Annotated in this window: 19 protein-coding genes; 11 read left to right on the top strand and 8 right to left on the bottom strand. The window is 70.1% G+C overall.

All coding sequences use genetic code 11. The features are described 5' to 3' along the window. Positions 1–52: 52 nt before the first annotated feature. The 3 genes from D7V77_RS15745 to D7V77_RS15735 form a co-directional block, all read right to left on the bottom strand. Complete coding sequence (locus D7V77_RS15745) at positions 53–256, bottom strand: cold-shock protein (RefSeq protein WP_014397260.1); 204 nt, start codon at positions 254–256, stop codon at positions 53–55. Positions 257–420: 164 nt separating this feature from the next. After that, complete coding sequence (gene odhB / locus D7V77_RS15740) at positions 421–1,623, bottom strand: 2-oxoglutarate dehydrogenase complex dihydrolipoyllysine-residue succinyltransferase (protein ID WP_120577112.1); 1,203 nt, start codon at positions 1,621–1,623, stop codon at positions 421–423. Continuing rightward, positions 1,613–4,498: a 2-oxoglutarate dehydrogenase E1 component gene (locus D7V77_RS15735; protein ID WP_120577111.1), complete on the bottom strand. Its 2,886-nt coding sequence runs from the start codon at positions 4,496–4,498 to the stop codon at positions 1,613–1,615. Before D7V77_RS15735 ends, odhB begins: the two co-directional genes overlap by 11 nt. A gap of 313 nt (positions 4,499–4,811) precedes the next feature. On the opposite strand from D7V77_RS15735, the gene fabI reads away from it, so the two are divergent. The 8 genes from fabI to D7V77_RS15695 all read left to right on the top strand — a co-directional run bounded on the left by fabI (position 4,812) and on the right by D7V77_RS15695 (position 13,774). Then, a complete protein-coding gene (fabI, locus tag D7V77_RS15730) occupies positions 4,812–5,645 on the top strand; it encodes an enoyl-ACP reductase FabI (protein WP_120577110.1) in 834 nt (277 codons plus the stop codon). Between the two features lie 161 nt (positions 5,646–5,806). After that, entirely contained in the window at positions 5,807–6,184 is a 378-nt protein-coding gene (locus D7V77_RS15725; RefSeq protein ID WP_120577109.1) for a response regulator, read from the top strand. A 4-nt stretch (positions 6,185–6,188) separates the two neighbouring features. Then, positions 6,189–7,055 carry a response regulator gene (locus D7V77_RS15720; protein ID WP_120577108.1) on the top strand — a complete coding sequence of 289 codons (867 nt, stop codon included), beginning with the start codon at positions 6,189–6,191 and terminating at the stop codon, positions 7,053–7,055. After that, entirely contained in the window at positions 7,052–8,284 is a 1,233-nt protein-coding gene (locus D7V77_RS15715; RefSeq protein WP_120577107.1) for a protein-glutamate O-methyltransferase CheR, read from the top strand. Before D7V77_RS15720 ends, D7V77_RS15715 begins: the two co-directional genes overlap by 4 nt. After that, positions 8,281–8,826 carry a chemotaxis protein CheW gene (locus tag D7V77_RS15710; RefSeq protein ID WP_120577106.1) on the top strand — a complete coding sequence of 182 codons (546 nt, stop codon included), beginning with the start codon at positions 8,281–8,283 and terminating at the stop codon, positions 8,824–8,826. Before D7V77_RS15715 ends, D7V77_RS15710 begins: the two co-directional genes overlap by 4 nt. After that, the gene (locus tag D7V77_RS15705; protein ID WP_120577105.1) at positions 8,816–10,993 is read left to right on the top strand and encodes a response regulator; all 2,178 of its coding nucleotides are present in this window, start codon (positions 8,816–8,818) and stop codon (positions 10,991–10,993) included. The genes D7V77_RS15710 and D7V77_RS15705 overlap by 11 nt, the downstream gene beginning before the upstream one ends. Then, entirely contained in the window at positions 10,990–12,057 is a 1,068-nt protein-coding gene (locus D7V77_RS15700) for a chemotaxis protein CheB (RefSeq protein WP_120577104.1), read from the top strand. The genes D7V77_RS15705 and D7V77_RS15700 overlap by 4 nt, the downstream gene beginning before the upstream one ends. A 97-nt stretch (positions 12,058–12,154) precedes the next feature. Beyond that, positions 12,155–13,774, top strand: coding sequence for a methyl-accepting chemotaxis protein (locus D7V77_RS15695; protein ID WP_120577103.1), 1,620 nt, complete (start codon positions 12,155–12,157; stop codon positions 13,772–13,774). 70 nt (positions 13,775–13,844) lie between these two features. Here D7V77_RS15695 and clpA read toward each other — a convergent pair whose 3' ends face one another. The 4 genes from clpA to D7V77_RS15675 all read right to left on the bottom strand — a co-directional run bounded on the left by clpA (position 13,845) and on the right by D7V77_RS15675 (position 18,183). After that, complete coding sequence (gene clpA / locus D7V77_RS15690) at positions 13,845–16,127, bottom strand: ATP-dependent Clp protease ATP-binding subunit ClpA (RefSeq protein ID WP_120577102.1); 2,283 nt, start codon at positions 16,125–16,127, stop codon at positions 13,845–13,847. 3 nt (positions 16,128–16,130) lie between these two features. Next, positions 16,131–16,457, bottom strand: coding sequence for an ATP-dependent Clp protease adaptor ClpS (locus D7V77_RS15685; RefSeq protein ID WP_120577101.1), 327 nt, complete (start codon positions 16,455–16,457; stop codon positions 16,131–16,133). 61 nt (positions 16,458–16,518) lie between these two features. Further along, complete coding sequence (locus D7V77_RS15680; RefSeq protein WP_120577120.1) at positions 16,519–17,679, bottom strand: GNAT family N-acetyltransferase; 1,161 nt, start codon at positions 17,677–17,679, stop codon at positions 16,519–16,521. A 63-nt stretch (positions 17,680–17,742) separates the two neighbouring features. Next, the gene (locus tag D7V77_RS15675) at positions 17,743–18,183 is read right to left on the bottom strand and encodes a hypothetical protein (RefSeq protein ID WP_120577100.1); all 441 of its coding nucleotides are present in this window, start codon (positions 18,181–18,183) and stop codon (positions 17,743–17,745) included. Between the two features lie 140 nt (positions 18,184–18,323). On the opposite strand from D7V77_RS15675, the gene D7V77_RS15670 reads away from it, so the two are divergent. The 3 genes from D7V77_RS15670 to D7V77_RS15660 all read left to right on the top strand — a co-directional run bounded on the left by D7V77_RS15670 (position 18,324) and on the right by D7V77_RS15660 (position 21,093). Continuing rightward, a complete protein-coding gene (locus tag D7V77_RS15670) occupies positions 18,324–18,884 on the top strand; it encodes a NifU family protein (RefSeq protein WP_120577099.1) in 561 nt (186 codons plus the stop codon). A 113-nt stretch (positions 18,885–18,997) separates the two neighbouring features. Then, positions 18,998–19,816, top strand: coding sequence for an SAM-dependent methyltransferase (locus tag D7V77_RS15665; protein ID WP_172813416.1), 819 nt, complete (start codon positions 18,998–19,000; stop codon positions 19,814–19,816). Positions 19,817–20,241: 425 nt separating this feature from the next. After that, entirely contained in the window at positions 20,242–21,093 is an 852-nt protein-coding gene (locus tag D7V77_RS15660; protein WP_233597009.1) for an alpha/beta fold hydrolase, read from the top strand. A gap of 4 nt (positions 21,094–21,097) precedes the next feature. Here the strand turns inward: D7V77_RS15660 and D7V77_RS15655 are convergent, their stop codons facing one another. Then, positions 21,098–21,991 (bottom strand): oxidoreductase, encoded by an 894-nt coding sequence (locus D7V77_RS15655; protein ID WP_120577096.1) that lies wholly within the window; start codon positions 21,989–21,991, stop codon positions 21,098–21,100. Between the last annotated feature and the right edge of the window lie 112 nt (positions 21,992–22,103).

Below are 22,103 nucleotides of genomic sequence, written 5' to 3'. Positions count from 1 at the left end.
CGGGCCTCTGTTGCTTCAACCAGTCCGTGAGGAATGGCTGAGACGCGTCACTTCACGCCGCGCGGACGTTCTGCGCCTGCAGGCCCTTCGGGCCCTTGGTGACTTCGAACTCCACCTTCTGGCCCTCGGCCAGGGTGCGGAACCCATCCATGTTGATGGCGGTGTGGTGGCAGAACACGTCCTCGCCCCCGCCGTCCTGGGTGATGAAGCCGAAGCCCTTCGCGTCGTTGAACCACTTCACGGTACCAGTTGCCATTGCGCTTCCTTGCGTTTGCAGGGCAGCCGTGGGGAAGGCCACCCGTTCTGCCCGACGACCGGGGAGACAGAGCTATTTGTAGTGAAAGGGCCGACTGGAAGTCCAGCCGGCCCTCCGGGATTGCCCGACTTGAGCCCCCGCGGCGTCATGTGCGGGGGAGTAAGTCAGATGTCGAGCAGCAGGCGCTCGGGGTCCTCGATGCACTCCTTCACGCGCACCAGGAACTGCACTGCTTCCCGGCCGTCCACCAGGCGGTGGTCGTACGTGAGGGCGATGTACATGATGGGCCGGATGACCACCTGGCCGTCGCGGGCCACGGGGCGCTCCACGATGTTGTGCATGCCCAGGATGCCCGTCTGCGGCGGGTTCAGGATGGGCGTGGACAGCATGGAGCCGAAGATGCCGCCGTTGGTGATGGTGAACGTGCCGCCCGTGAGGTCGGCCATCGTGAGCTTGTCGTTGCGCGCACGGCCGCCGTAGTCACCGACCGTCTTCTCCAGGTCCGCGAGCGACAGCTTGTCCGCGTCACGCACCACCGGCACCACCAGGCCACGGCTGCCGCTCACGGCCACGCCGATGTCGTAGTAGTGCTTGAAGATGACGTCCTCGCCGTCGATCTCCGCGTTGATCTGCGGGAACGCCTTGAGGGCCTCCACGGACGCGCGGATGAAGAAGCTCATGAACCCGAGCTTCACCCCGTGCTTCGCCTGGAACTTGTCGTTGTACTTCTTGCGGAGCGCCATCACCTCGCCCATGTCCACCTCGTTGAAGGTGGTGAGCAGGGCGGCGTTGGACTGCGCCTGGAGCAGGCGTTCCGCGACGCGCTTGCGCAGCGGCGTCATGCGCACGCGCTCCTCGCGCGCGGCGTTGGGACGGGGACCGGACGGCGCGGCGGGGGCCGGGGGCGCGGACGGGCGGTTCAGCTGACCCTGCACGTCCTCCTTCATGATGCGGCCACCGGTGCCGGAGCCCTTCAGCTGGCCCACGTCCACCCGGTTCTCCTCCGCCATCTTCCTGGCGGTGGGGGTGATGCGCGTGTCGCTGCCGGCCGGAGCAGCGGCCACCGGCGCCGCGGCCTGGGCGGGCGCGGGCGTGGCGGCGGCCACGGCGGGAGAAGCGGCGGCGCCGGCACCGGCCTCGATGGTGCCCAGCACGTCGCCCACGCGGACCTTGTCGCCCTCCTTGAAGGCGATGGACGCGACGCTGCCCGCGGCGGGAGCCGGCACGTCGATGGTGACCTTGTCGGTCTCCAGCACGACGAGCGGTTCGTCCGCGGTGACAGACTCACCCTGCTTCTTGTTCCACTTGCCGACGACGGCCTCGGTGATGGATTCGCCGAGCGGAGGGACTTTCAGTTCAACGGCCATTCTGGGGTCCTCGGAGGATGGCTTCTTCGATGATGAGCTGCTGCTCGTAATCGTGCGTCTTCGTGAAACCGGTGGCGGGGCTGGCTGCCTCGGCGCGCCCGATGTAGCCCAGCTTCACCGTCTGCTGCTGAGAACGGCCGGAGAGGAGGTCGTGCAGGCGCGGGAACATGAAGTGCCAGCCACCCGCGTTGCGCGGCTCCTCTTGCACCCAGTACAGCTCCTGGAGCGCCGGCAGCTTCGCCACCAGGTTCGAAAGCTCGTCCTGCGGGAACGGGTAGAGCTGCTCCACGCGCACGATGGCGATGGAGTCGTCCTTGCGCTCGTCCCGGGCCTTGGCCAGGTCGTAGTAGACCTTGCCGCTGCACAAGAGCAGCCGCTTCACCTTCGCGGCGTCCGCCTTCGCGTCCAGGATCACTTCCTTGAACGCGCCCGTGGCCAGGTCGTCCATGCGGCTGGTGGCCTCCGGACGGCGCAGGAGGCTCTTGGGCGACATGATGACCAGCGGCTTGCGCACCGGGCGCAGCACCTGGCGGCGCAGCAGGTGGAAGATCTGCGCGGGCGTGGTGGGGTAGCAGACCTGGAGGTTGTCCTCCGCGCACAGGTCCAGGAAGCGCTCCAGGCGCGCGCTGGAGTGCTCCGGTCCCTGGCCTTCGTAGCCGTGCGGCAAGAGCAGCGTGATGCCGGAGAGCCGGCGCCACTTGCTCTCCGCCGCGGCGATGAACTGGTCGATGATGATCTGCGCGCCGTTGGCGAAGTCACCGAACTGGGCCTCCCACAGGGTGAGGCCGTCCGGCACGTCCAGGCTGTAGCCGTAGTCGAAGCCCAGCACGCCCATCTCCGACAGCGGGCTGTTCCAGACGTTGAAGGTCGCCTTGCCGGAGGCGAACTGGCGCAGGGGCGTGAACTCCTCGCCCGTCTGCGTGTCGTGCAGCACCGCGTGGCGGTGGCTGAAGGTGCCGCGCTCGCTGTCCTGGCCGGACAGGCGGATGCTGTAGCCCTCCGCCAGGATGGTCGCGTACGCCAGCGACTCGCCCTCGCTCCACTGGAGCTCCTCGCTCTCCAGCATGCCCTGGCGCTTCTTGAGCACCGTGCGCTCCACGTCGCGGTGCACGTTGAAGCCCTCCGGCGCGCTGGCCAGCTTCTGGAGCGCGTCACGCAGGGTGGGCTTGGCCACCGCCGTGGACACCTGGGGCGCGTTCTTCAGGAGGCCGCCCTTGTAGGTCTTCCACAGGCCCTCCAGCGCGTTGGGCTCCTTGAACTGGCTCTCCTGGCGGGCGCGGGTGAGCGCCGCGTCGAAGTCCTGGAAGCAGCGCTGCTTGAGCGCGTCCGACTCCTCCGTGGTGATGCGGCCGCCTTCCGCCAGCGTCTTCGCGTACAGCGCGCGCACCGGCGGGTGCTTGCGGATGAGGTCGTACATCGCCGGCTGGGTGAAGGACGGGTCGTCGCCCTCGTTGTGGCCGTAGCGGCGGTAGCAGATGAGGTCGATGACCACGTCGCTCTTGAACGTCTGGCGGTACTCGGCCGCCAGGCGCGCCGCGTGGACGCACGCCTCCGGGTCATCCCCGTTCACGTGGAACACCGGGATGTCCAGCATCTGCGCGATGGCGGTGGAGTAGATGCTGGTGCGCGAGTCCGACGGGTCGGTGGTGAAGCCCACCTGGTTGTTGATGACGACGTGGACCGTGCCGCCCGTGGTGTAGCCCTTGAGGCCGGAGAAGTTGAGCGTCTCCGACGTGACGCCCTGTCCGATGAAGGCCGCGTCGCCGTGGATGAGCAGCGGCATCACCTGCGTGCGCTCGGTGTCCCCGCCGCGGTCCTGCTTGGCGCGCACGCGGCCCTCCACCACGGGGCCCACGCACTCCAGGTGGCTGGGGTTGAAGGCCAGCGACAGGTGCACGTTCTTGCCCGAGCGCGTGGCGTGGTCCGACGAGAAGCCCATGTGGTACTTCACGTCGCCCCGGCCCAGGTACGCCTTGGGGTCCTTGGGGCCGTCGAACTCGCTGAAGATCTGATCCGGCTTCTTGCCCAGGATGTTGGTCAGCACGTTGAGGCGGCCGCGGTGGGCCATGCCGATGACCAGCTCCTTCAGGCCCATGTCGCTGCCCACTTCCAGCAGCGCGTCCAGCATGGGGATGAGCGACTCGCCGCCGTCCAGGCTGAAGCGCTTGGCGCCCACGTACTTCGTGTGCAGGAAGTGCTCGAAGCCCTCCGCGTACGACAGCTTGGTGAGGATGTGCCGCTGCTCGTCCACGGTGAACGGCGTGCGGTTCTCGCTGTGCTCCATGCGCTTCATGAGCCAGCGGCGACGCTCGCTGTCGAGCATCTGCATGAACTCCACGCCGATGGAGCTGGAGTACGTGCGGCGCAGGCGCGTGACGAGCTCCGCCAGGCGCACGCGCTGCTGCGGGAAGACGCCGTTGCACTCCACCGCCTGCTCCATCTCCTTCGGCGTGAAGTGGTTCTCATCCATCAGCGCCACGTCCGCCACGTGGCCCAGCTGCGGGCGCGGACGCTCCAGCGGATCCAGGTGCGCGCGCAGGTGGCCGCGCAGGCGGAAGGCGGTGATGGCCTGATCCACCTTCGACTGCAGCCCGATGTCCTGCGCCGGAGCGGCCGGAGCCTGCGGCGCGGCGGCGGCCTGCACGGCGGCGTCGTTCGCCTTGCCCTTACCCTTGCCCTTGGCCTCCGGTGCGGCGGGTGTCGGCGCCTCCAGCAACTTCGTGTTGAAGATGGGGCGGCCCGTGCCGTTGTTGCGCTCGAACACCTCGCGCCAGCTCGCGTCCACGCTGCCCGGATCCTCGAGGAAGCGCGAGTAGAGCCCCTCGATGAAGTCGATGTTTCCACCAGAGAGGAAACTGTCCTGGAAATTCGCCATGGCGGGGGTCTTTTACTGGATGGGGGACGCGTTGGGGGGTTTTCGCCTCAGTTTGTTGAACCGCGTCATGGCCGGCTGCCCGGCTTCACTCCAGGGAGCAGATGGAGTCATGCCCCGCGTGAGCGCAGCTTCACCGAGCACTGGATTCCCTCTGCTGGGATGAGCTCAAAGGAGACGCCAGGACCCCTGGCATGCTGAACAGACGTACATCCGAGGCACATGAGACACGGGGTCCGGGGGCCCCCATGGCGGTTCAGGAGTGGTAAGCACTCGCCCCCCGCTTTCCACCCACTTTTTCCGAGAACGTACCGACATGCTCCTTCAGGGCAAGAAGCTGCTCATCACCGGCGTGCTCACCCCGCAGTCCCTGGCCTTTGGCGTCGCGGAGCATGCGATCGCGCAGGGCGCGGAGGTCATCCTCACCGGCTTTGGCCGGGCCAAGTCCCTCACCGAGCGCAGCGCGAAGCGGCTCAAGCCCGGCACGGAGGTGCTGGAGCTGGACGTGACGAACCCGGCGCACTTTCCGGCGCTGACAGAGGCGCTGCGGCAGAAATGGGGCCGCGTGGACGGCGTGCTGCACGCCATCGCGTACGCGCCCGAGGACGCGCTGGGCGGCAACTTCCTCAACACGCCGTGGGAGAGCGCGCAGACCGCGTTCCGCATCTCCACCTTCTCCGTGAAGGAGCTGGCGGTGGCGTGCGTGCCGCTGATGACGCAGGGCGGCTCCATCGTGGCGCTGGACTTCGACAACCGGCAGGCGTGGCCCATCTATGACTGGATGGGTGTGTGCAAGGCGGCCATGGAGGCCACGGTGCGCTACCTGGCGCGCGACCTGGGGCCCAAGGGCATCCGCGTGAACGCGCTCGCCGCGGGGCCGCTCGCCACCATCGCGGCCAAGGGCATCCCGGGCTTCAAGGCGCTGGCGCAGTACTGGGGCAAGCAGGCGCCGCTGGGCTGGAGCGACAAGGACAGCCACGACCACGTGGCCAAGACGGCCTGTGCACTTCTGTCCGATTGGCTGTCCTCCACCACCGGCGAGATGATTCACGTCGACGGCGGCTACCACGCGGTAGGCGCACCCCCAGTGGAGACGGTGGAAGCACCGGCCGAAGGGGTCTCCGCGACCCCCACGCCGAAAGAAGGCTGAATCCAACCCACCTTTCTGGAAAGTCCAGACAAACGCCTGCCAGGCTTCCCGGCGGACGGGAGCCCCCCGCTTCCGCCCGTCGGAGCGCTCACGGTAGGATCACCCATGCAGCGCAGGCGCATCCCGCAATCCGCGGAGCCTGCGCGAGGAGCCGTGGCACAGTGAGCACCAACGTCTTGCTGGTGGACGACAGTCCGACCGTCCGCAACATCCTCAAGATCTACCTGATGAACCTCAAGGTCAGCATCGTGGAGGCGGAGGACGCGCAGCGCGCGTTGCAGCTCTTGCGGTTGGTGCCGGTGAGCGTGGTGATCGCCGACATCAACATGCCGAACATGGATGGCATCACCTTCGTGAAGGAGGTTCGCGCCAGCGCGCAGCCGCAGGTGCAGAAGGTGCCGGTCATCCTCTTGACGGCGGAGAAGGGAGAGGACCTGCGCCAGCGCGGTTCGGCGGCGGGGGCCAACGCCTTCATCCAGAAACCGGTGTCGCATGACGAGCTGACCAAGACGGTGCGTCAGTTCCTGAGCGGGGGCTGAACCCGTGAGTCTGCCGACCCTGCTGCTGGTGGATGACAGCGACGCCATCCTGGCGTTGGAGCGGGCCATCCTCTCCGGGCACTACACCATCCACACGGCCAGCAACGGCCGTGAGGCGCTGGACAAGGTGGGGCGGCTGCACCCGGCGGCGGTGCTCTTGGACCTGTCCATGCCGGAGATGGACGGGGACGAGGTGCTCCAGCGGATGAAGGCGGACTCGGGCACGGCGGACATCCCGGTCATCATCATCTCATCGGAGAAGCAGCGCGCGGAGGCGTGCCTGGGGCTGGGCGCGGAGGCGTTCCTGGCCAAGCCCTTCCGCGCGGACGAGCTGCTCCTGCGCGTGGGCGAGGCGCTGGAGAACGCGCGCCGGCGCTCGCGCTCCGGGGCCATGCTGATCCTCCGGCTCAACGTGGGCGAGCGTGAGTTCGCCGTGCCGCTGGACTCCGTGAAGGAGGTCCTGCTGCAGCCCCTGACGCGGCCGCTGCCCACGGGGCCGTCGTACCTGCGCGAGTACGTGGAGCTGCGCGGCCAGGCGGTGTGCGTGCTGGACGTGGCGCTGCGGCTGGGCGTGCAGCACAAGGTGTCCATCGCGGAGCGGATGCTGGTGGTCATTGAAACGGAGGGCGTGTCGCTGGCGCTCACCGTGGACACCGTGAAGGACCCGGAGGAGTTCCAGGCGAGCGACATCGACCGGCGCGAGAAGGTGGGCGGCGCCGAGCACGGCCTGCTGCAGGAAGGGCTCGTGGGCATGCTGCGCACGGGTGGCCGCGCGCTGCCCATCCTGGATCCGAAGGTGTTCATCACGCGGGGACTCCTGCGCGACCTGCCCGCGCTGCTCGCGCCGGTGGAGGAAGAGCGGAGCGCATGAGTGCGGGGCTCGACCCGAGGCTTCTGGCCCGTGCCCGGGAAGTGGTGGCGGACACCACCGGCTTCCGGGACGACGCCATCGCCCAGGAGGCGGTGGAGCGCGTGCTGCGGGCGGAGCTGGCCCGGGGGCGCGTGCCCACGGAGGTCCTGAGCGAATTGCAGCAGCTGGGCTCGCCGCTGGCCTACACGCTGGTGCGCGCGGTCCTGGTGGGGGAGACGTACTTCTTCCGCCAGCCGGAGCACTTCCGCTACATCACCCATGAGGGCATTCCGACGGCGCTGCGCCACGGTGCCATGCACCTGCGCGGCTGGAGCGCCGGGTGCGCCACCGGCGAGGAAGCCTATTCGCTGGGCGCGTGCCTGCTGGCGTGCGCGCCCCCGGGGATGCCGGTGGAGGTGGTGGGCACGGACCTGCACGAGGCCAGCCTGGAGGCCGCGCGGCGCGGCACCTACGGCGCGTGGTCCCGGCGCGAGTCCGCCCCCGCGCTGCACCCCGTCTACGAGCTCCACAACGGGCGGCAGGTGTCCATCCTCCCGGAGGTGCGCAAGGTGACGCGCTTCGCGCCGGCGAACCTGCTGGCGCCCCTGCCGGAGCGCTTCGGGCATTTCGACTTCATCCTCTGCCGCAACGTGCTCACGTACTTCTCTCCGTCCGCGCGCGACGCGGCCATCGTCCACCTGGCGCGGGCGCTGGTGCCGGGGGGCCTCATGTTCCTGGGCACGGTGGAGGTGGACCGCACGCCGCCGGGGCTCACGCGCGAGGGGCCTCCGGAGCTGCAGGCCTTCCGCAAGCCCCGCCCGGAGGAGCGCACCTTCGCGCAATTGCCCGTGGCGCAGCCCGTGCTCGCGCCGCGCATGACGCCCGCGCCCCGTCGGCTGTCCGCGCCCATGCCGGTCTCGCCCACGCCGCCGCCCGTCCCTCCGCCCTCGCCCTCGCGGATGCACCTGCAGGCGTTGGAGCGGATTGAAGAGGGCAACGTGGCCGGGGCGACGGCGGTGCTGGAGCTGCTCGTGAAGCAGGCGCCGGACTACCTGCCGGGCCTCCTGGAGCTGGCGCTCCTGCGCGAGCGCGCGGGAGCCCGTGACGCGGCCTTCCCGCTGATGCGCGCGTTGCGCACGCGGGCGGGGCAGTTGCCACCGGACACGCTGGTGGATGGACCGGAGGCGCTGCCCGCGCGCTTCTATCTGGCGTCCGCTGACGCCTACCTGAATCTGGGGGCGCTGGAATGAAGGGGACGCCGCTGGTGGTGGACGAGACCCTGGAGTCGGAGACGCGGGACCTGCTCGCACGCCGGGCCGCGCGCCTGCGCGAGCAGGGCGAGTCGACGGTGGAGGAGGCGGTCCATTGGATCGCCGAGTTCCCGCTGGGCGAGGAGCGCTACGCGCTGCCGCTGGAGTCGCTGCGCGCCGCGCTGCCCCTGCGCATGGTGACGCCGGTGCCGCTGTCCGCGCCCGCGGTGATTGGCGTGCTGCGCTTCCAGGGCCAGGTGCTGTCCGCGCTGAGTCTGGCGTCGCTGCTGGGCGGCCACGGGTGGCGGCAGGACCCGGCCGTGCTGCTGGTGGTGGACCGGGGCGACGGCGAGCTGTGCGCGCTCGACTGCGAGGCGATTCCTCGCCCCACGACGTTGTCGCTCGCGTCCGTGGAGGCCGCGCGCGCCCGGGCGGAGGGGCCGGTGGTGGAGGTCTTCACCCACGACCGGCAGCTCATCCACCTCATCGACCCGAAGCGCCTGTTCGGCCGGTCCGACGGGGGAGTGCGCCATGCCCGTTGATCCGATGCTGCAGCCGCTGGTGGCGGGCTTCGCGGTGGAGGCCCAGGAGGTCATCCAGAAGGTCACCATGGACCTGCTGGAGCTGGAGCGCGAGGGGCTGGAGAACGACGCGCTCGCGAAAATCTACACGCGGCTGGGCCGCCACCTGCACACGCTGAAGGGCAGCGCCTCGTCGCTGGGGCTCCAGGACCTGGGCGACATCGCCCACAAGCTGGAGGACGCGCTGGCGCCGCTCAAGGCGCACACGCAGAAGATGCCTCGCCCGGTGGTGGACGTGCTGCTGCACGGGCTGGACCTCTTCATGCTGCGCGCCCAGGCGCACGCGGACGGACGCGGGGACGACCTGCCGAACCCCGCCGCCGCGCTGGCCCAGCTGGTCGCCGCCGCGCCGCCCCCGGAAGAGGCCGCGGTGCTGCCGGGGGGCGCCTTCGCTCAGGCGCAGCCTGTCGTGGCCGGTGGCCCGCCCTCCGCGGCCAGCACCCCGCCTGTCCCGGCCGAAGCGCTGTCATCGCCGGAGCCCGCGGGGGAGTCCTCCGACGCCGGGTGGCGCGTGAGCGCGAACCAGGTGACGTCGCTGATGCGCGAGGTGGAGCGCCTGCGCGAGGTTCGCCTGCGGGTGGAGGAGCGCAGCCGGGAGCTGGAGCGGGTGTCCACGCTGCTCGCGAAGCAGGGCCTGCTGGCGGAGACCGCGGAGGCGCGCACGCTGTTGTCCGGTACGGGCCGCTCCCTGCGCACCGACGGCGAGGAGACGAGCGACGTCGTGGACGCGCTGGAGGACGGCCTCAAGGCCATCACCACGCGCCCCACGCGCACCATCCTGGACCCGTTGCAGCGCATGGTGCGCGACCTGTCCCGCCAGCTGGGGAAGGAAGCGCGGCTGTCGGTGGTGGGCGCGGAGGTGTCGCTGGACCGGCGCCTGCTGGAGAAGCTCCAGGGCGCGCTCGTGCACATCCTGCGCAACGCCGTGGACCACGGCCTGGAGATGCCCGCCGAGCGCGAGAAGGCTGGCAAGCACCACGAGGGCGCGCTCACGCTGCGCGTGGAGCAGCAGGGCAACCTCCTGTACCTGGAGGCGAGCGACGACGGGCGCGGCATCGACCTGGCGCAGGTGCGCAAGGCCGCGGAGAAGCGCGGGCTCGTCACCGCGGAAGAGGTGGCGCGGCTCAACGACAACCAGGTGCGCGAGCTCATCTTCCGCGAGGGCTTCAGCACGCGCTCGGACGTGACGGACACCTCCGGGCGCGGTGTGGGCCTGGACGCGGTGCGCGCCACGGTGGAGTCGCTGCAGGGCCGCATCGAGGTGTCCAGCACGCGCGGGCAGGGCACGCGCTTCGTGCTGACCCTGCCGGTGGACCTGGGCAGCTCCCCGGTGCTGATGGTGCGCGCGCTGGAGCAGTTCGTGGGCCTGCCCATGCTGGCGGTGGAGTCCACGCAGCTGGCGCGCCCGGACATGCTTCGCGTGGGCAAGCGCCGCACGCACCTGGAACACCAGGGGCAGCTGTTGCCGGTGGTGGACCTGGGCGCGCGGCTGGGGCTGCGCGCGTCGTCTCCGCCCACGGAAGGCCAGCCGCTGCTCATCGTGCAGAGCGGCGGCAAGCGCGTGGCGCTGGGCGTGGACGCGGTGGTGGGGGACCGGGACCTGGTCATCCGCCCGCTGCCGTCGGAGGTGCGCGACGTGGCGGCCTGGCAGGGCGCGGCGACGCTCAGCCGGGGGGAGTTGCTGCTCATCCTCCGGCCGGACTGGGTGGTGTCGGATTCGGAGAAGGTGACGGTGTCCGCGGTGAGCCGGCGGGCGCTGGTGGTGGATGACTCGCTCACCGCGCGCGCGCTGCACCGGGCGATGCTGGAGGCGGGCGGCTTCCAGGTGCACCTGGCGGCCAGCGGGGCGCGGGCGCTGGAGCGGCTGCAGGCGGACACCTACGACGTCGTCATCTGCGACCTGGACATGGAAGAGATGGACGGCATCGAGCTCATCGCACGGCTTCGCGAGCGCAAGGACACGCACACGCTGCCCGTCATCCTGGTCTCCGCGCACGACACCACCGTGGCGCGCGAGCGGGGCCTGGCATCCGGAGCGGACGGCTTCCTCAGCAAGCGCGAGTGCGCCGCGGGCCGACTGCTCGCGGAGGTTCTGGACGTGATGAGCCGCAGGGGGAGCCGCGCGTGAGCTCGAAGAAGCCCATTCGCGTGCTCGTGGTGGATGACTCGCCCACCATGGCCAACACCCTCACCGCGCTGCTCACGGAGGAGCCGCGCATTGAAGTGGTGGGCCGGGCGGGGGACGGCAACCGCGCCGTGCAGCTGGCGCGCCTGCTGCGCCCGGACGTCATCACCATGGACCTGTTGCTGCCCGGCCTGGATGGTCCGGCGGCCATCGGGCACATCATGTCCCAGGCCCCCGCGCGCATCCTGGTGGTGAGCGCCGTGGCGGAGCAGCGTGGCGTGGACCTGGGCTTTCAAGCCATGAGCGCCGGAGCGCTGGAGCTCATCGGCAAGCCCAACGTCACCAACGCGGAGGAGCTGCGCCGCTGGGGCCGGGACCTGGCCCACTCCGTGTGCCTGATGGCGGAGGTGCCGGTCATCTCCCGCCGTCCGCGCGTCGTGGCGCCGCCGCCCATGCCCAGCGGGACGCGGGTGGACGTGTTCGGCATCGTCGCGTCCACCGGTGGGCCTCCCGCGCTGGCGGAGGTGCTGTCCAAGCTGCCCCGCGACCTGCCGGTGCCCATGCTCGTCGCGCAGCACATCACCGTGGGCTTCACGCAGGGCATGGTGCGCTGGCTGTCCCAGGTGTGCGAGCTCCAGGTGGGCGTGGCGCGCGACGGCGAGCGGCTGGAGCCGGGCCGCGTGTACTTCCCGCTGGATGGCCATGACCTGCTGGTGGACAGCGTGGGCCTGGCGCGCCTTCAGCGCAGCACCGGCGGGCCGTGTCCCAACGGGGACGTGCTCTTGAGCTCGCTGGCCATGGCGTACGGCCGGCGCAGCGGCGGCGGTGTGCTCACCGGCATGGGTGAGGACGGCGCGCGGGGCCTGCTGGCCATCCGTCAGGCCGGAGGCGTCACCCTGGCGCAGGACGAGGCGTCCAGCGTCGTCTACGGCATGCCTCGCGCCGCCGTGGAGTTGAAGGCCACCGACGGGGGCACGCCCCTGGCGCTGGTGGCGGACCTCATCCTGCAGAGCTGTCAGCGTCCGTCGTTCCGTCCTGCCCGTGGCCCGGAGGGGGGGCCCCGGTGAGCCGTTTCCCACCTACGAACCGCAGTCGCCTGCGCTGTTCCTGGCGTCACCTGGCCGACAGTTGGCCGCTTGAGGACGCCACCCCTGGAGTCCTCCCTTGAAGCCAGCCACCGCGCTCCCCGTCTCCTTCCTGCGCGGGCTCGGGCTCGCGCCGAAGTTCGTGCTCGTCACGGCCGTCATCAGCGCCTCCGTGGCGCTGCTGCTCACCCTCATCGCCACCCGCCAGCTGGAGTCCAACCTGGAGGAGCGCCACGCCAGCGAGGGCGAGGCCGTGGCGCTGAGCCTGGCCATCGCGGCGGAGCAGGGCGTGTCCGCGGGCATGGGCTCGCTCCAGCCGCTCTTGGAGACGTTCCGCGAGCGCGAGGACCTGGCCTACATCTTCATCCAGGACCCCACGGGCTTCGTGCTGGTGCATTCGTTCCAGGGCGCCTTCCCGGAGAACCTGAAGGCCGCGCTCGACGCGCAGCCCGGCATGGGCACGGGCCGCACCCGCGTGGTGCCGGAGGTGCGCATCCTGCGCGGCGGCAAGACGCTGCGCGCGCTGGACGTGTCCGCGGCCGTGGCGGAGAAGGGGCGGCTGGGCACCGTGCACGTGGGCATGGCGCGCGAGTTCATCGACGCGAGGGTGGATGCGCTGCGCTGGGAGATGCTGCTGTTCGCGCTCCTCCTGGAGGCGTGCGGCGTGGTGCTGGCGGCGCTGTTCGGCCGGAGCATCGTGCGGCCGCTGGCGGAGCTCACCTCCGTGGCGGGCCACATCGTGTCGTCCGGCGACCTCACCCGCGACATCCGTGCGCGCGGCAACGACGAGGTGGGGCGGCTGGCCAACTCCTTCTCCCAGATGGTGGGCAAGCTGCGCGAGGTGACGGTCAACCTCCAGCACGCCGCCACCGCGCTCACCCAGTCCACGGACCATCTCAACGCGTCTTCCACCGAGCAGGCGCAGACCATCTCCCGCCAGGCCGCCGCGCTGCAGGAGACGCAGGTGACGGCGCAGGAAATCAAGCAGACGTCCACGCTGGCCGCGCAGAAGGCGGAGAGCGTGCTCAGCGTCGCCGAGCGCGCGGACACCCTGGCCAGGGCGGGCGAGGCCTCCATCGAGCAGACGATGGCGGGCCTCAACGACATCCGCGCGCAGGTGGGCGAAATCGCGGAGAAGATCCTCGAGCTGGGCGAGCGCACGCGCCAGATTGGCGGCATCACCCAGACGGTGAAGGACCTGGCGGACCAGTCCAACATGCTCGCGCTCAACGCGGCCATCGAAGCGGTGCGCTCCGGTGAGCACGGCAAGGGCTTCAGCGTGGTGGCGCGCGAAATCCGCGCCCTGGCGGACCAGTCCATCCAGGCGACCACGCGGGTGCGGGAGCTGTTGGACGACATCGCCAACTCCGTCACCGCCGCGGTGCGCATCACGGAGCGCGGCGCGGAGCGGATGGAGGCGGGCCTGGCGCAGGTGCGCGACAGCGGGCAGAACCTGCGCGAGCTGTCCTCCATCGTCCAGGACAACGCCGCCGCCGTCCGGCAGATCGCCGCCGCGGTGAATCAGCAGAACGTGGGCATCAATCAAATCACCCTGGCGGTGAATGACTTGTCCAAGATGATGGACGACACCGTGGCCCGCATCGGCTCCACCGGTGAGGCGGCCACCACGCTGCAAATCATCTCCGAGCAGCTCTCCAGCGCCGTGGGCGCGTACAAGGTCGAGTCCAAGGCGGAGTAGGAAACACGAAGGCCCCGAGTCCCCATGAAGGGGGCCCGGGGCCTCGGATGTTTCAGGGCCTCGCGGCGCCTTACGCCGGCACGGCCTCGGTGGCTTCCGCCTGGAGCTTCACGGCGTCGTCCACGACGTCGAAGCGGGCCACGCCGCCGCTCTTGAGGGAGCCGAACAGCAGCGCCTCCGCGAGTGGCTTCTTGAGGGTGTTGTCCACGAGCCGCGCCATGGGGCGCGCACCGAAGGCCGGGTCGTAGCCGTGTTCCGCCAGCCACGCGCGGGCGGCGGGCGTGAGCTCCAGCTTGACCTTCTTCTCGTCGAGCACCTTCTGGAGCAGGCGCACTTCCTTGTCCACGACCTTGAGGATGACCTCGGGGGGCAGGCCGGAGAAGAGAATCCAGCCGTCCAGCCGGTTGCGGAACTCCGGCGTGAAGGTGCGCTCGATGGCCTTCTTCGCCCGCGAGCCGTCCACCACCACGCTGGTGTCACCGAAGCCCATGGCCTTGGTGCTCATCTCCTGCGCACCCGCGTTGGTGGTCAGGATGAGGATGATGTTGCGGAAGTCCGCCTTGCGGCCGTTGTTGTCCGTGAGCGTCGCGTGGTCCATCACCTGGAGCAGGATGTTGAAGAGGTCCGGGTGGGCCTTCTCAATCTCATCCAGCACCAGCACCGCGTACGGGTGCTTGCGCACGGCGTCCGTGAGCAGGCCGCCCTGGTCGAAGCCCACGTAGCCCGGAGGCGCGCCAATGAGGCGGCTCACCGTGTGCTTCTCGGAGTACTCGCTCATGTCGAAGCGGAGGAACTCCACGCCCAGGCTCTGCGCCAGCTGCTTCGCCAGCTCCGTCTTGCCCACGCCCGTGGGGCCGGAGAAGAGGAAGCTGCCAATGGGCTTCTCCGGCGCCCGCAGGCCGGAGCGCGACAGCTTGATGGCGCCCACCATCTCTTCAATGGCCTTGTCCTGCCCGTAGATGACGCCCTTGAGCTCCTTGTCCAGGTTCTGAATCTGGACGCCTTCGCTCGCGGACACGCTCTTGGCCGGAATCTTGGCCATCTTGGAGACGACCTGCTCCACGTCGTGCGCGGAGACGATGCCCGTGCGCACGCCTTCCGGCTTGAGCCGCTCGGCCGCGCCGGCCTCGTCGATGACGTCGATGGCCTTGTCCGGCAGGAACCGGTCGTTGATGTGCTTGGCCGCCAGCTCCGCCGCCGCCTGGAGCGCACCCTCGCCGTACTTCACGTGGTGGTGCTCCTCGTAGCGGCTGCGCAGGCCCTCCAGCACCTTGACGGTGTCCTCCACGCTGGGCTCGTCCACTTCAATCTTCTGGAAGCGGCGGGACAGCGCGCGGTCGCGCTCGAAGGACGCCTTGAACTCCTGGAACGTCGTGGACCCGATGCAGCGCAGCCTGCCTGACGCCAGCGCGGGCTTGAGCAGGTTGGACGCGTCCATGGAGCCGCCGCTCGTGGCGCCGGCACCGACGATGGTGTGGATCTCGTCGATGAAGAGGATGGCGTCCGGCAGCTCCTGGAGCGCCTTGAGCACGCCCTTCAGACGCTCCTCGAACTGGCCGCGGAACTTGGTGCCCGCGAGCAGCGCGCCCATGTCCAGCGAGTAGACGACCGCGTCCTTGAGCGCGGCCGGCACGCGGCCTTCCGTGATGAAGAGCGCCAGGCCCTCCGCGATGGCCGTCTTGCCCACGCCGGCCTCACCCACGTAGAGCGGGTTGTTCTTGCGGCGGCGGCAGAGCACCTGGATGGTGCGCTCCAGCTCCTTGTCGCGGCCGATGAGCGGGTCGATGCGGCCCGCCTTCGCCTCCACGTTGAGCTGCACGGCGTACGCTTCCAGCGGGCTCTTCTTCTGGGTCTCGCCGTCGTCGTCGTCACCGGCGGGGGTGGGGCGCGGCTCGCCCTCGGACTCGCCGTCCTTGGTGGTTCCGTGGGAGATGAAGTTGAGCAGGTCCAGGCGGGTGACGCCCTCCTGCTGCAGCAGGTAGAGCGCGTGGCTCTCCTCTTCACGGAACATGGCGACCAGCACGTCGCCCCCGTCGATGTACTTCTGCTCCGCGGACAGCGCGTGCATGGCGGCGCGGTGGAGCACGCGCTCCACGCCGATGGTCTGCTGCGGCTCCGCGTCCACGTCGTCAGGCAGGCGCTCGACCGTCTCCTCCAGGAAGGAGGTCAGGTTCTCCTGCAGGCGCTTGACGTTCGCGCCGCAGCCCTTGAGCACCTCGCGGGTGCGTGACTCACGGGTGAGGGCCAGGAGCAGGTGCTCCAGCGTCAGGTACTCGTGGCGCATCTTCCGCGCCTCGTCGAGCGCGGTGCGGAAGCTGGCCTGCAATTCTTTGGCAATCGATGGTCCTGCCACGGTTCAGCCTTCCTCGGGTTCCATGGACAGCCGCAGGGGGAACCCGTTGTCCCTCGCCGCGGCCTCCACTGTCTTGAGCTTCGTATCGGCGACGTCGTAGGTATAAACGCCCGCCACACCGATGCCGTTGTAATGAACGTGCATCATGATCTGCACGGCATCCGTCTCCGACTTGTGGAAGATCTCCTTGAGCACGGCCACGACGAACTCGCGCGTGGTGTAGTTGTCGTTGTGCAGGAGGACCTTGTAGAGCGTCGGCCTCTTCAGCTTCTGCTTGGGGACGGCCTCCGTGACGACCTGGCCGTCATCGTGTTGGTGCTTCTGAGCCATGGGCTTGCGGACTCCCTTGCCTTCGCTTCGCGAACCATTGGCGGGCCCTGCTTGAAACCGCTTAGACCCGCTCCTTGAAACCCGTCTCCGCCCACCACAGTGGCAGGCCGCTCTCGACGGCTGCCCGCTCGTGCGCCAGGAAGCCGCGCACCGCCCGGTCCAGGCCGGGGTGAAGGAACAGATGCGCACTGTACGTGAGGTGCGGCTCGAAACCCCGGGTGAGCTTGTGCTCGCCGCCTGCTCCGGGCTCGAAGCGCTCGCGGCCCCGGGCGATGCAGTCCTCCACCGGGTGGTAGAGGCACACGTTGAAGTGCAGGAACGGATGTTCCTCGAACGCACCCCAATAACGGCCGTACAGCGTGCTCGGCCCGGTGAAGTTGAACGCCCCCGCCACCCTGCGGCCTTCCCGCCGGGCCTCCACGAACTCGCACCGGTGCTTGAAGCCGGCGAGCAGGCGGGCGAAGAAGTCCTCGGTCAGCGAGCGCACGCCCCACGGGTAGCGGTCCACCGTGGAGACGTAGAGTTGGTGGGCGCAGGCCGCGTCCACCTCCTCCAGCGCGTCGCCCCGGAGCGTCCGCAGGGTGATGCCCTGGTCCTCCACCTCGCGCCGCTCCCGCTGAATCTGGTGCCGCCGCTTGGAGCGGAAGCGGCCGAGGAAGTCCTCGAACGTCTGGTAGCCCGCGTTGCGCCACAGGTACTGCACGCCCAGGCGCAGCGCGTAGCCCTGCGCCTCCAGCACCGGCAGCTCCTCCGGGGTGGGGAAGAGGACGTGGACGCTGGAGAGCCCCTCCGCGCGCGCGTACTCCAGCGCGGCGTTGTACAGCTCCGCCTCGCGGAACGGGGCGTCCTCGCCGGGGGCCACCAGCACGCGGCGGCCGGTGGCGGGCGTGAAGGGCACGCCCAGGACGAGCTTGGGGTAGTAGCGGATGCCCGCGCGCTCGGCGGTGGTGGCCCAGGCGGCGTCGAAGACGAACTCGCCGTGGCTGTCGTCCTTCAGGTATGCGGGCGCGGCGGCGACCAGGCGTGAGCCCCGCCACAGGGTGAGGTGGCGCGGGTGCCAGCCTCGCTCGGGCACCACGCTGCCGCTCTCTTCCAGGGCGGCGAGGAAGCCCCACTCCAGGAACGGCACCGACCCCGGGTCCACGAGCGCGTCCCATGCCGACGCGGGAACGTCGGTGATGGACGTGAGCAGGCGTAGCGTGGTGGGGAGCGAGGCGGACATGGACGTGGCGAGCGCCAGCCTATAACGGCGGGTGGCGGCTGCCGCCACGACCGGCGGGCCGCCCTATTTGCCGCGCGTGAGCTCCTGGGCGAGGAAGCCGGCGACCTCCGTGAGCCCCGCGGCGGCGCGCTTGCGGCCCTCGTCGGACTCCATGACCCGGCGGGCGGCGTCGCTGGCGGTGCCCACCTCCAGGTCCACCAGGATGAGGAAGGCGCTCCACCCGGCCGTCACGTTGGCGACCTTGCCCGGCCGCTGGGGCCGGTCGCTCAGGGTGGCGGCCACCTTCTCCAGGAGGCCTTCTTCCTTGAGACGTTTCGTGCCCCCGAGCATCTGCGTCCAGGTGGCCTCCAGGAGGGAGGTCAGCAGGCGCCCGGAGAGGGCGGTGGAGAGGCGCTGGGAGGCCTCCTCGGCGTCCACGCGGTGGGCGTCCGCGTAGGTGGGGCTCAGCTTGGCCACCACCACGGCCTTGGTGGCCAGGTGGGCGAGGCGGGGCGGGTAGGGCATGGTGCCATGTCTTACATCGGTGACGGGCCGGGCTCCATCCGGAGTGAATGGCCAGCGCGAGGCGTTTGCCTGACAGCCGGACAGGTTGCTATGGGGCCCGGCGCCCTTTAGAGGAAGCGGACTTTCGTAGGGAGAACAGAATGTCAGTGAACATCCAGCTCGAGTGGACCCCCAACCCCAGCACGCTGAAGTACGTGGTGGACCGCAAGCTGCTGGGCGGTGGCGCCGTGAACTTCACCAACCGGGACGAAGCGCAGGCGAAGTCGCCCCTGGCGCTGCGGCTCATGGACATCCAGGGCGTGACGGCGGTGATGCTGGGCACGAACTTCGTCACGGTGACGAAGGGCGAGTCCGGCGAGTGGGACGAGCTCAACGACTCCGTGATGTCCACGCTGGACACGCACCTGTCGGAGGGCCTGCCGGTGGTGGACGAGGCGGCCGTCGCGGCGGCGCGCCAGACGGTGTCCGCGGACGGCACGGTGGAGCAGCGCATCCAGGTCATCCTGGACGAGGAGATCCGCCCGGCCGTGGCGCAGGACGGCGGTGACATCACGCTGGACCGCTTCGAGGACGGCATCGTGTACCTGCACATGAAGGGTTCGTGCGCGGGCTGCCCGTCGTCCACGGCGACGCTGAAGATGGGCATCGAGGGCCGGCTCCGGGAGATGATCCCGGAGGTCACCGAAGTGGTGTCCGTCTGAGACGCAACGTCAAGGCGCCGCAGGTCCGCAAGGAGCTGCTTCCGGACCAGTCCCAATCGCTCCTGCGCGAGCTGCACCTGCTCACGCGCGAGGGGAACCTCAACGCGGACGCGCTGCGCAAGCTCAAGCAGGTCAACCACCTGGTGGGCCTGCTTCGGCCCGCCATGGAGGACGTGCAGACGCGCCACGCGAACCCGCTGGTGGTGGACGCGGGCAGCGGCAACGCGTACCTGGGCTTCGTCGTCTACGAGCTGTTCCTGAAGGACGCGGCGGGCGGTGAGCTGCTGTCCATCGAAGGGCGGCCGGACCTGACCGAACGCGCGAAGGGCCGCGCCGAGCGGCTGCACTTCGACCGGATGCGCTTCCAGACGGCGCACATCGACGCGGCGGAGTACCCGGAGCGCATCCACGTGCTGATGGCGCTGCACGCATGCGACACGGCCACGGACGACGCGCTGGTGGCGGCCATCAAGCACGGCGCGGACCACGTGGCGGTGGTGCCGTGCTGTCAGGCGGAGGTGGCCGCGCAGCTGAAGGAGAAGAAGGCGAAGCCGGCCGGCTCCATGTCGCTGCTCTTCCAGCACCCGTGGCACCGGCGCGAGTTCGGCTCTCACCTGACGAACGTCATCCGCGCGCTGACGCTGGAGGCGTACGGCTACCAGGTGACGGTGACGGAGCTGACCGGGTGGGAGCACTCGTTGAAGAACGAGCTCATCCTCGGGCGGCGGGTGCACGGGGACAACCGGCGCGCGCGGCTGCAGCTCCAGGCGCTGTTGGCGGAGACGGGCGTGCAGCCCCGGCTGGCGCGGCTGCTGGGCATCAAGCCCGCGGGCTCGGCCGGTGGTGGCGCGGAGGCGGAGCCCGTGTCGGAAGCGGAGCCGGCTCCGGAGCCCACGTCGGACGCAGCGCCCGCGGCGCCGTCCGAATCCTGAACGCAAGCGGACCCCACCTGGACCGTAGGGTGGGGCAGGTGACCTCACGGGAGGGGGAGGCGTGTTCCCCCGCACCGGGAAGGACCGCCGACCTGGCCGTGCGAGGCGGCCGGGCAGGCGTTACATGCCCTCCGTCCGCGCGATGCGCACGGGACGACATTCCAGAGGCCCGGTCTCCTTGAGGACGCGTCCGGGAGAATGTCGGAGGACGTGGGCACGTCAGGGGTACCGGTCAGGATGACGTCGATGCGGGAGGTCGGGCTCGGCGGCAGGACCCAGGGCGGCGTTCGCGGTGTCTGAATGTCGGGGTACGGAGTCTCGTCCCGGGATGGGGCCGGCCGGTGGCCGTCAGGGCACCGGATGCGAGTGGGACGAGCCGTGAAGCCTCCGCCGCGACGCGGTGGAGGGTGTTGATGGGAAGGGGCATGGCCTTGGAGCTGGATGACTGGGGTGGGAGCGGGCCGCTCCTGCACTTCGCCTGCGCGAACGGTTTTCCTCCGGAGACGTACCGGAAGCTCTTCGCGCGGCTCGCGACCCGCTATCACGTGGTGTCGCTGCGCATGCGGCCGCTGGTGCCGGGCCAGGACCCGAAGGCGCTCACGACCTGGAAGGAGCTGGGCGAGGACCTCGCGCGCGAGCTGAAGGCGCGGGGGCGCTCTGGCGTGCTGGGCGTGGGGCACAGCGTGGGCGGCACGAGCACGTTGATGGCCGCCGCCGCGAACCCGGGGCTGTTCCGCGCGGTGGTGGCGTTGGACCCCGTGCTCATCACCGGGTCCCGGCTGTGGGCGCTGCGCCTGATGAAGCTGCTGGGCCGCATGGACCGCTCCGCCATCGTGCAGGGCGCGCTGCGGCGGAGGGACCGCTGGGCGACGCGCGAGGACGCCGCCACCGCGTACCGCCAGCGCAAGCTGTTCAAGGACTGGGACGCGGACTGCTTCAGCGACTACATCACGCACGGGCTGGTGCCCACGGAGGCGGGCGACTTCCGCCTGCGCTTCCCGCGCGAGTGGGAGGCCCGCATCTTCGAGACCTTCCCCGCGGATCCATGGAAGCTCATCCGCGACAACACGACGCCCACGCTGGTGCTGCGCGGCGAGCGCTCCGACACGCTGTTGCCCGACGCGCTGGCGCGGGCGGAGCAGGAGATGAAGCGCACGCGGGTGGACTCGCTGCCGCTCGCCTCGCACCTGTTCCCCATGGAGAAGCCCCGCGAGACGGCCGAGCGGGTGCTGACGTTCCTGGACGAGCTGCCTCCCGAGGACGTCACGACGCACTGATGCGTCAGCCGTAGGCCTCGCGCTTGATGCGCTTGTCCGGGATGCCCAGCTCGTGCAGGTGGCCCAGCACCGCCTCCATGAAGCGCGGCGTGGCGGGCGTGCGTGTCTCCAGCGCCTTGCGCCGGTCCCACGGGGTGATGGCGGGCCCGCACACGTAGACGATGCAGGTGTCAGGCGCCGGAATCAGCTCGCGCAGGAGCGCCTCCGCGACACGGCCCTTGCGCACCTGGGGGCCGTACTTCGCTTCATCCGTTTCGCGCGTGAGCGTGTGCACCACCCGCACGCGGTCCGGCGCCGCCTGCTCCAGCGCGGCCAGCTCCTCGCGGTAGAGGATGTCTCCCCACGTCTTGTTGGACGCGAGGAACGTGTGCCGCAGCTTCAGCCCGCGGTGCAGCGCGTCCTTCACGATGGCGAAGTTCGGCACCGCGCCGGAGCCCGCCACCACGTGCAGCACGTGGTCCGCCCGCTCCGTCACGTCGTCCGGCAGCACGTACGGTCCCATGAAGCCCGTCACCTTCAGCTTCGCGCCCACCAGCCGCCCGTGCACCAGCAGGGGCGACAGGAGCGGCGGGTAGCGGGTGACGCCGGGGATGAACTCTTCGTCCTTCACCGTGATGGCCACGTGCCGCTCGTGCGGCGCGGAGGCGAGCGAGTACGAGCGCGGCGGCTCCTTGCGCCCCTTCTGCTCCTGCAGGTACGCGCACTGCTGCGAGAGCGCCCGGAACTGATGCGGGTCGATGTTGATGAACTGGCCTGCCTTGTAGTCGAGCGGTCCCTCCCCCGAGTGCAGCTCCAGCGACAGCGTCGCCGTGTCGTGGGTCTCCATCCGGAGGCCTGTGACGGTGGCCTCGTACTCGACGGGCCGCTTCGCTCGGGAGGGCGTGGCTTCAACGCTCATGCGCCTCCCCATAACACGCAGGGTGCGGGGCCGCGCGGACGGGCTCGCGGGCGGCGCGTCCTGCGCACCGGGCCCGTGGGGCCGGCACTTCGTTGGCTGGATGACGAAAGGG

This window comes from Corallococcus sp. CA041A, assembly GCF_003612075.1.
Classification (GTDB): domain Bacteria; phylum Myxococcota; class Myxococcia; order Myxococcales; family Myxococcaceae; genus Corallococcus; species Corallococcus exiguus.
This window is presented reverse-complemented; position numbering and strand designations above follow the sequence as displayed.

Excerpts from the sequence above, each read along its gene's own strand:
- D7V77_RS15745 (WP_014397260.1), bottom strand. The coding sequence starts at position 256 with ATGGCAACTGGTACCGTGAAGTGGTTCAACGACGCGAAGGGCTTCGGC.
- D7V77_RS15710 (WP_120577106.1), top strand. The coding sequence starts at position 8,281 with ATGAAGGGGACGCCGCTGGTGGTGGACGAGACCCTGGAGTCGGAGACG.
- D7V77_RS15735 (WP_120577111.1), bottom strand. The coding sequence starts at position 4,498 with ATGGCGAATTTCCAGGACAGTTTCCTCTCTGGTGGAAACATCGACTTC.
- D7V77_RS15705 (WP_120577105.1), top strand. The coding sequence starts at position 8,816 with ATGCCCGTTGATCCGATGCTGCAGCCGCTGGTGGCGGGCTTCGCGGTG.
- D7V77_RS15655 (WP_120577096.1), bottom strand. The coding sequence starts at position 21,991 with ATGAGCGTTGAAGCCACGCCCTCCCGAGCGAAGCGGCCCGTCGAGTAC.
- fabI (WP_120577110.1), top strand. The coding sequence starts at position 4,812 with ATGCTCCTTCAGGGCAAGAAGCTGCTCATCACCGGCGTGCTCACCCCG.
- D7V77_RS15680 (WP_120577120.1), bottom strand. The coding sequence starts at position 17,679 with ATGTCCGCCTCGCTCCCCACCACGCTACGCCTGCTCACGTCCATCACC.
- odhB (WP_120577112.1), bottom strand. The coding sequence starts at position 1,623 with ATGGCCGTTGAACTGAAAGTCCCTCCGCTCGGCGAATCCATCACCGAG.
- D7V77_RS15685 (WP_120577101.1), bottom strand. The coding sequence starts at position 16,457 with ATGGCTCAGAAGCACCAACACGATGACGGCCAGGTCGTCACGGAGGCC.
- D7V77_RS15670 (WP_120577099.1), top strand. The coding sequence starts at position 18,324 with ATGTCAGTGAACATCCAGCTCGAGTGGACCCCCAACCCCAGCACGCTG.
- D7V77_RS15715 (WP_120577107.1), top strand. The coding sequence starts at position 7,052 with ATGAGTGCGGGGCTCGACCCGAGGCTTCTGGCCCGTGCCCGGGAAGTG.
- D7V77_RS15660 (WP_233597009.1), top strand. The coding sequence starts at position 20,242 with ATGGCCTTGGAGCTGGATGACTGGGGTGGGAGCGGGCCGCTCCTGCAC.
- D7V77_RS15675 (WP_120577100.1), bottom strand. The coding sequence starts at position 18,183 with ATGCCCTACCCGCCCCGCCTCGCCCACCTGGCCACCAAGGCCGTGGTG.